Here is a 13,843-nt window from a genome sequence, read left to right as displayed (position 1 = left end):
GGCGAGCGTATTCTAGTGCGACCTCGAATGCGAGCGTGCAGTGCCGGCGTATGCGACCCTGTCGGCCGTTGAGGGCACCTTTGCCACCTCGTGAAAGCAGACATTGCCGGCGACGAGGCTTGACGGTCGCGGCAGCGACAGGCGCAAAGATCAGTCGAGGCTGATCCGCGTTCCCTTGGCGCCGTTGAGCAGCCGCTTGAGATGGAAGCTGGCGAGCTGGTCGTCCGGACATTTGCCGATGTGCGCGGCGAAAGCCGTAAGCGCGTTTGCATCTCCGGCCTCCAATCTGCCGAAGGCTTCGAGATAGCTCGCCGTCGAAGGATCATCATACTGCTTTGACGACAAAGGCTCGAACGCGCGCAGCGCCTCGGCCCTCCCGCGCAGCATCAGATCGCCGACCGGCCGTCCGCGGAAGCCCTCGACCCTTGCAGCCGCGCTCCCGCTGACGCAGATACGCGTGCCCAGCTGCTTGTTGGCGCTTTCCAGCCGCGCCGCGATATTGATGGTGTCGCCATAGGCCGTGTAGTCGAAGAAGCGGCCTCCGCCGAAATTTCCGACCAGCGCCGGACCTGCATGGACGCCGATGCGGGTGGTACCGACCGCGACGCCCTTGTCGCGCCAGCTGTCGCGGAACGATTGCGACAGCGCGTCGAGCTCGAGCGCGCAGGCAACCGCGCGCGCCGCATGGTCCTGCTGCTCGCCAGGCGCGCCGAACAGCACATGCAGCGCATCGCCGACGATCTTGGCGACGGTGCCTTCATGCGCGAACACGACGTCGGTCATGCCGGCCAAATAGTCATTGAGGAGCGCGCCTAGCGTGGCAGGGTCGATCGTTTCCACCAGCGTGGTGAAGCTGGTAATGTCGGTGAACAGCGAGGCGACCTCGCGCCACTGTCCGGCTAGCGCCAACCCGTCGGCGTCGCCGGCCAGTCGCTCGGCCAGATTGGGCGAGAAGTAGCGCGACAGCGATGCATGCGCGCGCTCCGCGACCGCTTGCCGCCGATGCGCCTCGTGCAGCACCTCGCGATGCTTCAAGGTCTTGGCGATCGTGGTCTCAAGGTCGGCAAAGTCGATCGGCTTAGTGATGAAGTCGAAGGCGCCGCGGTTCATCGCAGTGCGGATGTTGGCCATGTCACCGTAGGCGGAGACGATGACCGTCGAAAGCTGCTGCCCCTCGGCCTGCTGCAGCTTCTCCAGCAGCGACAGGCCGTCCATACGGGGCATGTTGATGTCGCACAGCACCATGTCGATGTCACTGTCGCCGTCGATGACGGACAGGGCGTCCACACCATCGCTGGCAAACAGGAAAATGACCGCGCCGTCGCGGATCTGACGCCGGAACTTCTGGACGATCAAGACCTCAAGATCGGGCTCGTCGTCCACCACGAGGATGCGCGCCGTCACGCCACCATTCCCAGCCGCGTTTCGATCTGTTGCCTGAGCGCCGCAAAGTCGATCGGCTTGGTCAGCAGCGCTTCGGCGCCGTTCTCCAACGCCTTGCGCTTGGTCTCGGCGTCGCCATAGGCGGTGATCATGATGACCGGGACGTCGGGCCGCAGCACCTTGATCTTCGGCAGCAGCTCGAGCCCGCTCATGCCGGGCATATTGATGTCGGACAGCACCAGGATCAGTGTCACCCCTTCGGCGTGGTCGATCTGCTCCAACGCATCGACCGCCGATTGCGCGAACTCCATGGTGAAGCGGGTGGCTCGGATGTCGCGGCGGAACTGCTGGCGAAACAGCGGCTCGACGTCGGGCTCGTCGTCGACGACCAGGATGAGGAGGCTCATCCTTCAGCTCCCGATTTTGCGAGCGAGGCCGCAGCGCGCGGCAGCACAATCCGGAACTCGGTGAACTCGCCTGGCTGGCTGTCGACGTCGATCGTGCCGGCATGCTGTTTGACGACGATGTCGTGGCTGAGCGACAGGCCGAGTCCAGTGCCCTCGCCGGCTGGCTTGGTCGTGAAGAATGGATTGAACATCTTCTCCTTAACCTCTGACGGAATGCCTGTGCCGTTGTCGCGGATCCTGATTTCGACACGGTCGCCGAGACTCCTGGTGGTGGCGGAGAGCGTCGGCTCATAGTCCGCGCCATTCGCCGCGGCGCTGCGCTTGGCCGTTGCATAAAAGCCGTTGGAGATGAGGTTGAGAAGCACCCGCGTGATCTCCTGCGGGTAGAGATCGACATCCCCCGCCTGCGGGTCGAAATTCCGCGTCAGCGTGACGTTGAATCCCGGCTTTTCGGCGCGCGCCCCGTGATAGGCAAGGTTCAGGCTCTCCTCCACGACGGCATTGATGTCGATCGGACGATGCTCTCCTGAACCCGCGCGCGAATGCAGCAGCATGTTCCTGACGATGGAATCGGCCCGCTTGCCGTGCTGGACCACCTTGTCGAGATTGCTCTTGAGCATGCCTGTCAGCTCGGCGACCTCTTTGCGCACGGATGCCTCCAAAGGCGCTCCGGCCAGCACGCTGCTCAAATCATCGATGAGTTCGCCGGAGAGCGCTGAGAAGTTGTTGACGAAGTTGAGCGGGTTCTTGATCTCGTGGGCGATACCGGCGGTCAACTGGCCGAGTGAGGCGAGCTTCTCCGTTTGCACGAGGCGGTCCTGCGCGGTCCTTAGATCTTCGAGCGAGCGTGACAATTCGCGGGTACGCGCCTGCACTTCGTCGAACAGCCGGACGTTCTCGATCGCTATGCCGGACTGGTCGGCAAACGTCTCGACCAGCTCGATCTGCCTCGGCGTGAAGTCCCGCACCTGTGACCGCGTCAGCGCGAACACGCCGACCGGCGCGCCTTCGCGCAAGATCGGAACGCATAGAATGGTCCGGTAGCCGCCGAGCTTCTGAAGCTGCGTTGCCCCGTAGTCCGGGTCGGCGAGCACGTCCGAAACGTGGACGGCGCGGGCTTCGAGGGCCACCCTTCCGGTGACGCTGTCGCGACTGGCGGCGAAGGGATTGGCTTTGGCGAAAACCGCGGCTTCAGGCAAATTGCCGTAGTCGGCCGACCACCGGTAGAGATCGCCGTCGCGCTTGAAGATGACGCTAGTGTCCGCGTCGCACAGCTTGGCCGCTGATTCCGCCAGCGTGTCGAGAACCGGCTGCAGGTCGAACGTAGAGCGGCTGATCGCCTTCAGCACATCGGCTGTCGCCGTCTGCTGCTGCAGCGACTCGCTCAATTCCGCCGTGCGCGCCTGTACCTCGTCGAACAGGCGGACATTTTCGATGGCGATCACCGCTTGGTCGGCAAAGGTTTCGACGAGTTCGATCTGCCTTTCGGTGAAGGGCCGCACTGTCGAGCGGGTGAGCGAGAAAACGCCGATTGGAACCCCCTCGCGCAGCAGCGGCACGGCCAGCACCGTGCGGTATCCGCCGAGCCGCTGTCCTTCCCATAGCGTGTAGTCGGCGTCTGCCAGCACGTCCGGAATCTGGACGGCCTTGCCTTCGAGCAGGACTCGGCCGACCCCAGTGCCGCGCCCCGGAACGTGCACAAAGCCGCTGAAATATTCCTCAAGCTCGGCCGGATAGCCGTAACTCGCAGCCTCGACGAATTTGCCGTCCGTCTCACGCACGATCGAGGCATTGTCCGCTTCGCACAGCCGGGTCACCGATTCGGCCAGAGCGTCGAGCACTGCCCGGAGGTCGAAGGTCGAGCGGCTGATCGCCTTCAGGACGTCGGCCGTCGCCGTCTGCTGCTGCAGCGACTCGCTCAATTCCGCGGTGCGCGCCTGCACTTCTTCGAACAGGCGTGCATTCTCGATGGCTATGACCGCCTGGTCTGCGAAGGTCTGGATCAGATCGATCTGTTTCTCGGTGAAAGGTTGGACTTTCTGGCGGGCCAGTATGAGTACGCCGATCGGATTTCCCTCGCGCATCAACGGCACACCCAGCACGGTCCGGAACCAAACCTCGCTCGTGGACTCCAGGAAGGTGTATTCGGGATCGGCCAGGACGTCAGCCAGATGCACGATCCCGCGGTCGAGCAATGCCCGCCCGACCACACTGCCGCGTCCGGGCACAAAGTGCTTGTCCTTGACGTACTCCAGCCAGTCCGGAGGCAGATTGTAGTTGGTGGCGTAGTAGGCGCCTTCCGGCTCCTGCCGAGTGATGCCAGCCATATCCGCCTCGCAAAGCTGCGCGGCCGATTGCGTGAGCGTATCGAGCACCGTCTGCAAATCGAACGTCGAGCGGCTGATCACCTTCAACACGTCGGCGGTGGCCGTCTGCTGCTGCAGGGCGTCGCCGAGTTCTGCCGTGCGCGCCTGGACCTCGTCGAACAGGCGCACGTTCTCGATCGCGATCACCGCCTGGTCGGCGAACGTCTGGACGAGATCGACCTGTCGAGGTGTATAGGGACCTGGCTCCGGCTTGCCCATTGAGAAAACGCCGATCGGTACGCCCTCGCGCATCAGCGGCACGGACAGGACGGCCTTAAAGCCGCCGAGACTTGGTAGTTCCGGGAACCCGTATTCGAGATCCTTGGCGACATCAGGAACGTGGATCACCGCTTTTTCCAATGCACTGCGTCCGACGTAAGAATCCCGTCCTACGCGGATGGCATGGCGAGCCTCGTAGGCAACAAGCTCTGGTCTCATTCCGTAGTTGGCAGCGAGTTTGTAGGCGTCGCCGTCGTTGTCCAGCATGTAGATTCCGCCCGTGTGCGACCCGCAAAGCTTGCAGGCCGAATCGATCAGCGTTTCCAGGACACGGTGCAAGTCGAAGGCGGATCGGCTGATGACTTTCAGCACATCGGCCGTGGCCGTCTGCTGCTGTAATGCTTCGCCAAGTTCGGCGGTGCGGGCCTGCACCTCTTCGAAGAGCCGCACATTGCCGATCGCGATGACGGCCTGGTTGGCGAAAGTTTTGAGAAGGCCAATTTGGCTGTCGCTAAAGGGCCGCGCCTCGATGCGCCGGATCATAAGCGCTCCGATTGCTTTTCCTTCCTGCAACAGCGGAGTGGCTAGAATCGCGCGAAAACCAAGACGTTGAGCCATCATTCGGCCAGCTGCAAACTCCTCTCCAGCGATGGTCAAGTCGTGAACGTGGACCGGCACCCGATCCAATACGGCGCGGCCGGTAACGATGTCGCGCGCGACCGGCAAGCCAGCACTGTCAATCGGAATCGGTCCGTGATGCGCTCCCACAGCCAGCCTGTCGGAGCGCAGCAGATAGATCGTTGCGTCATAGGCGTCGCACAGCCGAGCGGCACTTTCAGCGACGGCGTCCAGCACAGGCTGAATGTCCGTAGGAGACCCGGCGATCACCTGCAATATCGCGCCGGTGGCCATCTGCTGTTCCAGCGACTCGGCTAGGTCGCGGTTGCGGGACTTCACCTCTTCGAACAGCCGCACGTTCTCGATAGCGATGACCGCCTGATCCGAAAATGTCTGCACCAGTTCGATTTCGCGCGTACTGAACGGCGAGACCGACGAGCGGGCGAGGACGAAGACGCCGGTCACGGCGCCGTCACGCATCAGCGGAACGCCCAGCAGGGTGCGGAAGCCGCCGAGCCGCTGGCCTTCGATGTTGGTATACTCCGGATCGTCGAGAACGTCGGCAATCTGCTCCACGGACCCGCTCTGGGCAACGCGGGCGGCGATGCTGCCCCGGCCTGGCGTGACCGGGAGGTTGTTCATGTGGTCCTGGAATTCTTGGCTCCATCCGATCTGTACCGTCGGCTGCAACACGTCGCCCTGGCGCAGATAGATGTAGCCCATCCCGGAATGACAGAGGTCGGATGCGGACTTCACAAGCGTATGCAGCACGGAATCGAGATCGAACGCCGAACTGCTGATCGTCTTCAACACTTCGGCCGTCGCCGTCTGCTGTTCCAGCGATTCAGTCACCTCACGGTTGCGCGCCTGCACCTCGTCGAACAGGCGGACATTCTCGATGGCGATCACCGCCTGGTCGGCGAAGCTCTCGACCAGTTCGACTTGACGCGGTGAAAATAGCCCGATCGCCCGCCGCGCCATGCCGAATACGCCGATGGTCTCCTGACCCCGCTTCAGCGGAACAGAAAGGACTCCGCGGAAACTGCCCATGATTGCCGCTTCCGGCCTTTCGTATTCCGGGTCTTCAAGCGCGTCTGCCACGTGGATCGTCAATCCCTCCAGCGCGGCGCGGCCCTGGAACGTCCCTCGTCCCACGACATGTGGATTGGCTCGTTCGTATGCATGCAGCTCGGCAGCCTGCCCGCCGCCTGCCATGAACCGCAATGTATCGCCAACGCGCAACGTGATTGCGCCCATGTCCGCCCCGGCCAAGCGTATTGCCGAGTCGACCAGCGTCTGCAGTACCGGTTGGAGATCGAAGGCCGACCGGCTGATTGCCTTGAGCACATCGGCGGTCGCGGTCTGCTGCTCCAGCGCCTCGCCGAGATCGCGCGTGCGCGCCTGCACCTCCTCGAAGAGGCGGACATTCTCGATGGCGATCACCGCCTGGTCGGCGAAAGTCTTGAGTAGCTCGACTTGTTTTTCGCTGAACGGTCTGACCTCCGTTCGGCGAATGACGAGCGCTCCAATGGCCTCGTCCTCACGCAGCAAAGGGGTGGCGAGAATTGTCCGGTGACCAAGCCGTAGCGCCATCGATCGGCCTGCAGGGAACTCGCCCTCCAGCGCGAGCAGATCATGCACATGCATCGGCCTGCGATCGATCACGGCGCGGCCGGTGACCCAATCCCGCGTGATCGGAAAAGTGGTGAAGTCGATGGGGATCGGCCCGTGGTGTGCGCCAATGGCCAGCGATTCGCCTTGCCGCAGAAAGATCGCCGCGTCATAGGCCTCGCAGAGTTGTGCGGCGCTTTCGGCGACCGCATTCAGGACCGGTTGGATGTCGGTCGGCGACGCCGCGATCACCCGCAGGATGGCACCGGTCGCAGTCTGCTGTTCCAGCGCTTCCATCACGTCCCGGTTGCGCGCCTGCACCTCGTCGAACAGGCGGACATTCTCGATGGCGATCACCGCCTGGTCGGCGAAAATCTTGAGCAGCTTGATCTGCTTCTCGCTGAAAGGCTTGACCTCGATGCGCCTGATGACGAGCGCGCCGATCGCCTCGGTGTCACGCATGAGAGGTGTTGCGAGCATCGTACGGTGGCCAAGCCTTTCGGCAAGTGTTTGGCTGACAGGAAACTCCGCACCTGCAACCGCTATGTCGTTGACATGCACAGTCTTGCAGTCGGCGAACGCGCGACCGCAGACCCAATCGCGTGCGACCGGCATCGGTTCGAAGTCGAAGGCGATGGGGCCGTAGTGCGCTTTGGGGAATAGTGTGCCGTCTCGCGCCAGGAAAATGCCGGCGTCGTAGGTGTCGCAGAAGCGCGCAGCACTCTCCGCCACGACCTGCAGGACGGGTTGGATGTCGGTCGGCGATGCGGCGATCACCCTGAGGATCGCACTCGTCGCAGTCTGCTGTTCAAGTAGATTGGCGACCTCCGCGGTGCGTACCTGATTTTCTTCGCGCGCCGCTGTCAACTCGGATCGGAGCGAGCTGATCGTCATCTCAGAGTCGGAGTCAGGCCCTCCCACCGAGGTGCTCCTGTTTTTCTCTGCTCAGTGTCGGCTTTGGCCAGCCCAGCGTCAAGTTTGGTGACCTGCAACGTCCGTTTGTGACGCAGGGGCGGCCGCTTTGGTGATGCACCTGAACGTCGGCTTTCGGAGCTATTGCAGATAGGGAATACGTCCGAGATGGGTCGTAGGCGCAGTGCCCGCTTCTTGGCACCTTAAAACCAGTCGGTCAGCTTCCGGCCCCAAAGGCGACGTCAGAATATCTGCTCGGCAATGTCCACTATTGGCGCCTGGCACAAGGTGAGCCGATCCGGGGGACGTCGTTTATTGGCCACGATACGAGTTCGAGTTGGGCGCGCCGACGAATGACGGTCCATCTCACGGTTGTTGGCGCGAACGTCTCGGAGATCGGCCCCGAGGCACCGACCATGGCTCTCAATCGAGCTGCAGCGCCGCCACCTCACCTTCATTCATCAACGGCACATAGAGGATCGACTTCCCATCGGTGCCGATGTCGGCGCTACCCGGTTTGAAATGCGCCACCGCTTCCGGTGAGCCGCCGTCCTTGTAGCGGTAGAGCGTGCCGGTCATGTAGGCGGTGGCGTAGATGGTGTCGCCGATGGCGATGACGCCGTCGAGGTCGGCGAATTTCTGGGCGCCCGGCAGGGGCGAAACCACCTTGCTGGCGATGTCGACGGACAGTAATCCGCCCGGTTCCGCCGTGCTGAAGTCGGGCTTGATGCCCTTGCCCCAGGAGGCGACGATCAGCCTGTTGCCATCGGCGAAGACGCCGTTGGGCGAAGCCAGCATCGGGTCCTTGACGAACAGGTCCGGCCGGTCGCCGTCGATGCGGTAGATGGCGTCGGCCAGCATGTCGGTGACATAGACCTTGCCGGATTGGTCCGATGTCATGTCGTTGAGGAAGACCGCGTTCGGCACCGCGATGCTGGCGACGAGCTTGCCGCTGGCAAGGTCGACGACGCGGACTTTCGTGATGTCGGCGACATAGAGCTTGCCGCCCGCTATCGCCATGCCCTTGGGTGCATCCATGCCGTCGGTCCAGTGTTGGGTGACCGTCTTGCCGTCCACGGACAGCACCGAGAGATAACCGTTGCCGTCGGCCTCGCCAGGGTTGCCAACGATGTTGGAGACGATGATGCGGCTGTTGGCGGCGTCGAACAGGGCCGATTCCGGCTGTTCGAGGCCAGTGGCGCGCCAGAGTTCGCCGGCCTGGGCGGCAGGCACCGACGCGCTGCCGATGGCGACGAGAAAGGCTGAGGTGATGAGGGTATTCATGACTGCTCTCCTGTGATGACGCGGCAGAGCTATGATTTTCGATACTTTTCCGAAAGGCCGATTACCGCTAGTATCGAAAGTCGATACGAAACCGCTGGCAAGAGGTGCATCCGATGAACGGTCTGATCTTCGAGGCGCTGAAGCGGACGCTGAAGGCGAAGGGCGTCACCTATCGCGAGCTCGCCGAACGCATGGGCGTTTCCGAACCGACGGTGAAGCGCATCTTCCACGAGCGCAACTGCAAGCTCGACCGGCTGATGGAGATCTGCGCTGCCGCCGGTGTCGAACTGGAGAACGTGCTCGGCTCGATGAACCGGGGGCCAGGTCCGGTCAACCACATCGCGCCGGAGATCGAGCGCAGGCTCGCCGGCCGGCCGGCGCTGCTGTTTGTCTTCGTCATGCTGTCGGAAAAGTTCACGCCCGAAGGCATCATGCGCTCGCAAGGCCTGAGCGAGGCCTCGATGTTCCTCTATCTGCGCGATCTCGAGGAGCTCGGCCTGGTCGCTCTCGGCCGGGGTCTCACGGCAAGGGTGCTGGTCGAGACGCCTATCCAGTGGAATTTCGAAGGGCCGCTCAGGCCGCTGTTCGAAATGACCAACAAGAATTTCATCGGCTGGGCCATCACCCATATCGACAAGGAAGCGACCTTCGTCAGCTTCTCCAGGCGGATGCGGCCGGAGACGGCGGAGATGGTGCGGCGCGAGGCGGAGGATCTCGCCGATCGCGCCAAACTGCTCGCCCATCACGACCAGCACACGACGCCCGAAGACGGGCTGGTCGGCTACAAATGGACGTTTGCCTTTGGCGCGACGCCATTTCCGGCAATCATGCCAATTGGTCCGCATCCGCGCGACGCCGGTGCGTTCGATCGGCCCGCCGCTCCTGCAAAGGGACGCCGCCCGTTACCGGCCTGACACGGCCAATCATCCCGAGCAGGATACGCCGGGCGCTGCGGTTTTTTGGTGACCTGAACAGGGACGCCTCCGCCTGTCCTGCTTCGGTTTTCACCATGATCTTTTGTCCGAACATTTTTGCTCTTCGCAGCCGCGGTTCAAAAATGAAATCACATTCATGATAGAGTTCGCGCACTGATTTGCCAGACTGTAGAGGCGGTTTGCCGAATGCGTGACACGTCCCCCGTGAAATCGAAGTGATCCTATGCCGACCGCGCCAACACTTGAACTTCGCCGCTATTCGCGCCTGAAAAATTTGCGGGCGCGCGCAGAACGCCAGGGCGCTGCATTGCAGTTCTGGGCCCGTACGGCATCGCTCGCTGTGATCTCCTGCTTCTTTTCATTGATCAGCCGCTGGGATGCTTCGCTGCTCTTCGTGCTGGCGGGCCTCGTGCTGTTCCAGCTCGTCGGCCTGATCCAGTTTCTCTTTGCACGCCGTCGCACGGCGCGATGGTGGATCGGTTACCTCGTCGGCACGCTGGACATCATTCTGTTGACCGTTCTGCTGGTAACGCCCAACCCGTTTTCCCTGGAGGTCGCGCCGGCCGCGATGCAACTGCGCGAGGGCAGCTTCAAATTCCTGCTGATTTTCGTATGCCTTGGCGCGCTGACCCTTTCGACACGATTGGCGCTCTATCTCGGCGCACTCGCGGCCCTGACATGGGCGATCGGGGTGGGATGGGTGATTTCTCATCCGGGAACCGTCATTCCGGCGACGAACCTCTATTCGCTGCCGGTGACAGAGCGACTGAACCTCTATCTCAACCCCAATTTCGTCGATACATTTGCGCAGGCGACCAACGTGTTGGTTGTGCTGATTATCGGCGCGATCATGGCGCTGGTCGTCTATCGTTCCCGACATCTGTCGGAAGACTATGTCAAGGCAGAGCGCGCCCGCGCCAATCTCGCCCGGCATTTTTCGCCCAATGTCGTCGACCAGCTCGCCACCGATGACGAGCCCTTCGGCCCGGTCCGCCGGCAGGATATCGCGGTGCTGTTCGCCGACATCGTCGGCTTCACACACTATTCCGAGGATCATCCGGCCGAAGCTGTGTTCGAACTTCTGCGTCAGTTCCACCGCCGCATGGAACAGGTCGTTTTCGATCACCATGGCACCGTCGATAACTATATCGGCGATTGCATCATGGCGACATTCGGGGTTCCGCAAGCCAGCCATGACGACGCGACTCGGGCCATCCAGTGCGCTGAAGCGATGGTCGCCGCTCTCGAAGGCTGGAATGTCCAGCGGGTGTCCAGGGGGTACCCGCCGCTGGACGTTCGGATCGGTGCACAATATGGCGCAGTGGTCATCGGCGCGGTCGGCAGCGAGCGCAATCTGTCTTTCGCGGTGGTGGGCGACACCGTCAACGTCGCCAGCCGTTTGCAGTCGCTCTGCCGTGAGCTTCAGGCGAGTATTTGCTTTGGGTCACGACTGATTGAGGCCGCGAAGGCGGAATCGCCCACGACGCAGTTGAATGCGCGCGATCATGGACCGGTGAGCATCCGCGGCCGGGACGAACCGGTCCATGTCTGGGTCGAACACAGAGCGGTTGCGGTTTCGGCGTGATACAGGCCGCATCTGAAACGCCTGCACCTCGGCTGGATAGCGGCAGGCCGCGCCATAGGGGCATGTCCTGACCCGGGCCGATAGCCATCACGTGTCTGAGGCGATCGCGCCAGCCTTTACGGCTGCGGCGTCTATGTCGGCCTTGTCGTCCCAGACCATCTCCCGGTAGTCGAAACCATATTCCAGCGTTGGTTTGACGATGCGAAAAAACGGCGAAAGGTCGAAATCACGCGGCGTGTAGAGCGAGTGGTGGCGGATGTGCAGGATTTCCTTGCGCATATAGGTCGACTGTGCCGACGCACGGCCGGGCGCGCGGGTGATCTCGGGCAGGATGGGATAGTGGATCTGGCCATAGGCTTCGGCGATCAGCGAGGAGCAGATGGCCCGCGTCGGATCGCCGGAGCCGAATGCCAGCATGCGGCGGCGCCAGCGCACCGGCACCGGCGGCGTAGGCAGGAAAAACCGCAGCATGTCGAAAATGTTCTTGAGGTCGTATTTCAGGCCGAGCTTGCCGATCATGAAGGCGACGACCTTGTCGCGGTCCTCCGGCGCCAGCCCGCTCGCCCGGCAGATGCGGGTGTTGTAGGTGCGATAGCGCGACAGCGGCACGGCGACGCAGCCTTCGCCGAGCGTGACCTCGATCAGCCGCCGCCGTTCCGTTCCGTCTTCCGGTTCGGCCAGCGCGTCGCCCACATAGAAGGCGGCATGCGACCAGGTCGACTGGGTCAGGTACTTGATCGCCGCCGATATCTTCTGGTTGCCTTCGATCAGCAGGATGTCGCCGGGCTCAAGCGTGCGGCGCAGCGTCTCGGCATCGGATGGCGTGTAGGGCTCATAGCCGGAAGATTCTTCCTGCAGCCGGCCGGCAAGCCAGCGGCCAAGTCGATCCAGAAGCGTGTCGGCGGACTCGGTCATGCCCTATGCCGATTAGCATGGGTGGGTAATAAGGGCTAGCGCGCGGGTGGAGCGACAGGGTTGCCGACAGGGCGCAGCCCCTCATCCGGCGCGCCACCTTCTCCCCGCTGAAGGTAGAGGAATGAAGCCGGTGAACGCGCGCCTTCCTCCCCCCGGAGGGACGAGGAAAGGCGCCAAGTCAGCCTACGATGCCGTTTGCTTCTTCCGGCGACGCAGCCAGATCGTCGCGCGCCTTGCGCGCCAGTTTGCGTGTCGAGCGTTTGGGACTGTCGCCGAACAGCTCGGCCGCCTCGGCAAGACAGCTCTTCTTCAGCTGCTTCTCCGACCGCTTCAAAAGCTTGCCCAGAAGCTTCGTGTCTTCGGGCGGCCCGAGCGGGCCGTCGTCAGCCTCGAGAAGATCGCGCATCACCAGCACATCGTGCAGGTCGCCCAGCCGCTCGCCCAGTTCGTCGACCGCCTTGCGCCTGGCCTTGATCGGCGTCGGCCACAGCCTGCCGAGCAGCGACAGATGCATGCCGTGGGTCTTGGCCGCCTTGCGCAGATCGTGGAAATCATTGGCGACGCCGCGCGATCCGGCCTTCTCCAGCGCCTTCCTGGCCCGGCGCAAGGTGATGCGGGCGCCTTCGGCAAGGACATCGGCAGCCTGTTCCGGCTGGTCGGGCAAGACAAGGCTTTCGATCCGCTTGAGGCCTTCCTCGCAAGCGGCGGTCGCCGCCCCGATCGCCGCTTCGAGCCCTGCGCCTTCATGCATTTCATGCTGTCGTGCAATCAGCCTGTCGCGAACCGCGCCCAGCCCGTCGTCGGCGCTCTCCTTGGGAAAGCTTGCCGCCAGCCGGTCGATGGTCTCGATCAGCGCCGTCGCCTCGCGCGGGCCTGCAAGCAGGCTGGCTACGTTGCGGTAGCATTGGTTTTCGGTCTCGCAGAATGTTTCGTCACCGGAACGAACGAGGCGCAACAAGGCGCGAGCGCTCTTCAGTCGCTTGCGGCATTTGTGCAGCGCCTGTTCTGGCCGGCTGCGCGCGGAGTCAAGATGATGGAGCGCCTTCCCGATTTCCTCGGCAAGGATACGCCTGACCTCGCCGGTCAGCGGCAGGCGCGGATCGATACGAAAGCTCATGCGGCGATCTCCGGTATCCCCCCGAGGGCGAGCGACGCGTTGTAGAATTTCTGCTCACCGGTGACTTCACGGCCGAGCCAGTCAGGCAGCATTTCGTCCGGCACGTCCTCCGGCGTCTCAAGTTCTGCGACCACAAGTCCCGCAAGCGGACCGCCAAAGACATCGACTTCATAGAGATAGCCGCGGTGCCTAACATGGTGACGTGTCTTCTCGATGACATGTCCGATGGCGAAGTCCAGCATCTCCACCGCCTCCGACAGCGGGATCGGGTATTCGAATTCGTCGCGCTCGCGCGCCTTACTGCCGAACTTGAGCGTCAGCTTGGCGGACGTGCCGTCGCTGATGCGGATGCGAACCGTGCGCCCGGGGCCGGCGGCGAGATAGAACTGCAGGATGCGGATATCCGCCTCGGCCAGATCCCGCCATGCGGTGCCGGAGACCAGGAACTTGCGCTCGACTTCCTTGCCCATGGCCGCGCACTAAAGCGGTTA

Annotated in this window: 9 protein-coding genes; 2 read left to right on the top strand and 7 right to left on the bottom strand. The window is 62.9% G+C overall.

What is annotated here, in order from left to right:
• Positions 1-150: 150 nt before the first annotated feature.
• The 4 genes from HB777_29825 to HB777_29810 all read right to left on the bottom strand — a co-directional run bounded on the left by HB777_29825 (position 151) and on the right by HB777_29810 (position 8,800).
• Entirely contained in the window at positions 151-1,404 is a 1,254-nt protein-coding gene (locus HB777_29825) for a response regulator (GenBank protein QND67725.1), read from the bottom strand.
• Positions 1,401-1,790 carry a response regulator gene (locus HB777_29820; GenBank protein QND67724.1) on the bottom strand — a complete coding sequence of 130 codons (390 nt, stop codon included), beginning with the start codon at positions 1,788-1,790 and terminating at the stop codon, positions 1,401-1,403. Before HB777_29820 ends, HB777_29825 begins: the two co-directional genes overlap by 4 nt.
• Positions 1,787-7,498, bottom strand: coding sequence for a GAF domain-containing protein (locus HB777_29815; GenBank protein ID QND67723.1), 5,712 nt, complete (start codon positions 7,496-7,498; stop codon positions 1,787-1,789). The genes HB777_29820 and HB777_29815 overlap by 4 nt, the downstream gene beginning before the upstream one ends.
• A 441-nt stretch (positions 7,499-7,939) precedes the next feature.
• Positions 7,940-8,800, bottom strand: coding sequence for an ATP/GTP-binding protein (locus HB777_29810; protein QND67722.1), 861 nt, complete (start codon positions 8,798-8,800; stop codon positions 7,940-7,942).
• 113 nt (positions 8,801-8,913) lie between these two features.
• Here HB777_29810 and HB777_29805 point away from each other — a divergent pair, with 113 nt between their 5' ends.
• Positions 8,914-9,714: an XRE family transcriptional regulator gene (locus HB777_29805; protein QND67721.1), complete on the top strand. Its 801-nt coding sequence runs from the start codon at positions 8,914-8,916 to the stop codon at positions 9,712-9,714.
• Positions 9,715-9,958: 244 nt separating this feature from the next.
• Positions 9,959-11,320, top strand: coding sequence for an adenylate/guanylate cyclase domain-containing protein (locus HB777_29800; GenBank protein QND67720.1), 1,362 nt, complete (start codon positions 9,959-9,961; stop codon positions 11,318-11,320).
• Between the two features lie 87 nt (positions 11,321-11,407).
• On the opposite strand, the gene HB777_29795 is transcribed toward HB777_29800, so the two are convergent.
• The 3 genes from HB777_29795 to HB777_29785 all read right to left on the bottom strand — a co-directional run bounded on the left by HB777_29795 (position 11,408) and on the right by HB777_29785 (position 13,822).
• On the bottom strand, positions 11,408-12,235 hold the full coding sequence (locus HB777_29795; protein QND67719.1) for a lipo-like protein: 828 nt from the start codon (positions 12,233-12,235) through the stop codon (positions 11,408-11,410).
• A gap of 178 nt (positions 12,236-12,413) precedes the next feature.
• Complete coding sequence (locus HB777_29790) at positions 12,414-13,352, bottom strand: CHAD domain-containing protein (protein ID QND67718.1); 939 nt, start codon at positions 13,350-13,352, stop codon at positions 12,414-12,416.
• Complete coding sequence (locus HB777_29785; protein ID QND67717.1) at positions 13,349-13,822, bottom strand: CYTH domain-containing protein; 474 nt, start codon at positions 13,820-13,822, stop codon at positions 13,349-13,351. The genes HB777_29790 and HB777_29785 overlap by 4 nt, the downstream gene beginning before the upstream one ends.
• Between the last annotated feature and the right edge of the window lie 21 nt (positions 13,823-13,843).

The sequence above is a fragment of the Mesorhizobium loti genome (genome assembly GCA_014189435.1).
In the GTDB taxonomy this organism is placed as follows: domain Bacteria; phylum Pseudomonadota; class Alphaproteobacteria; order Rhizobiales; family Rhizobiaceae; genus Mesorhizobium; species Mesorhizobium loti_G.
This window is presented reverse-complemented; position numbering and strand designations above follow the sequence as displayed.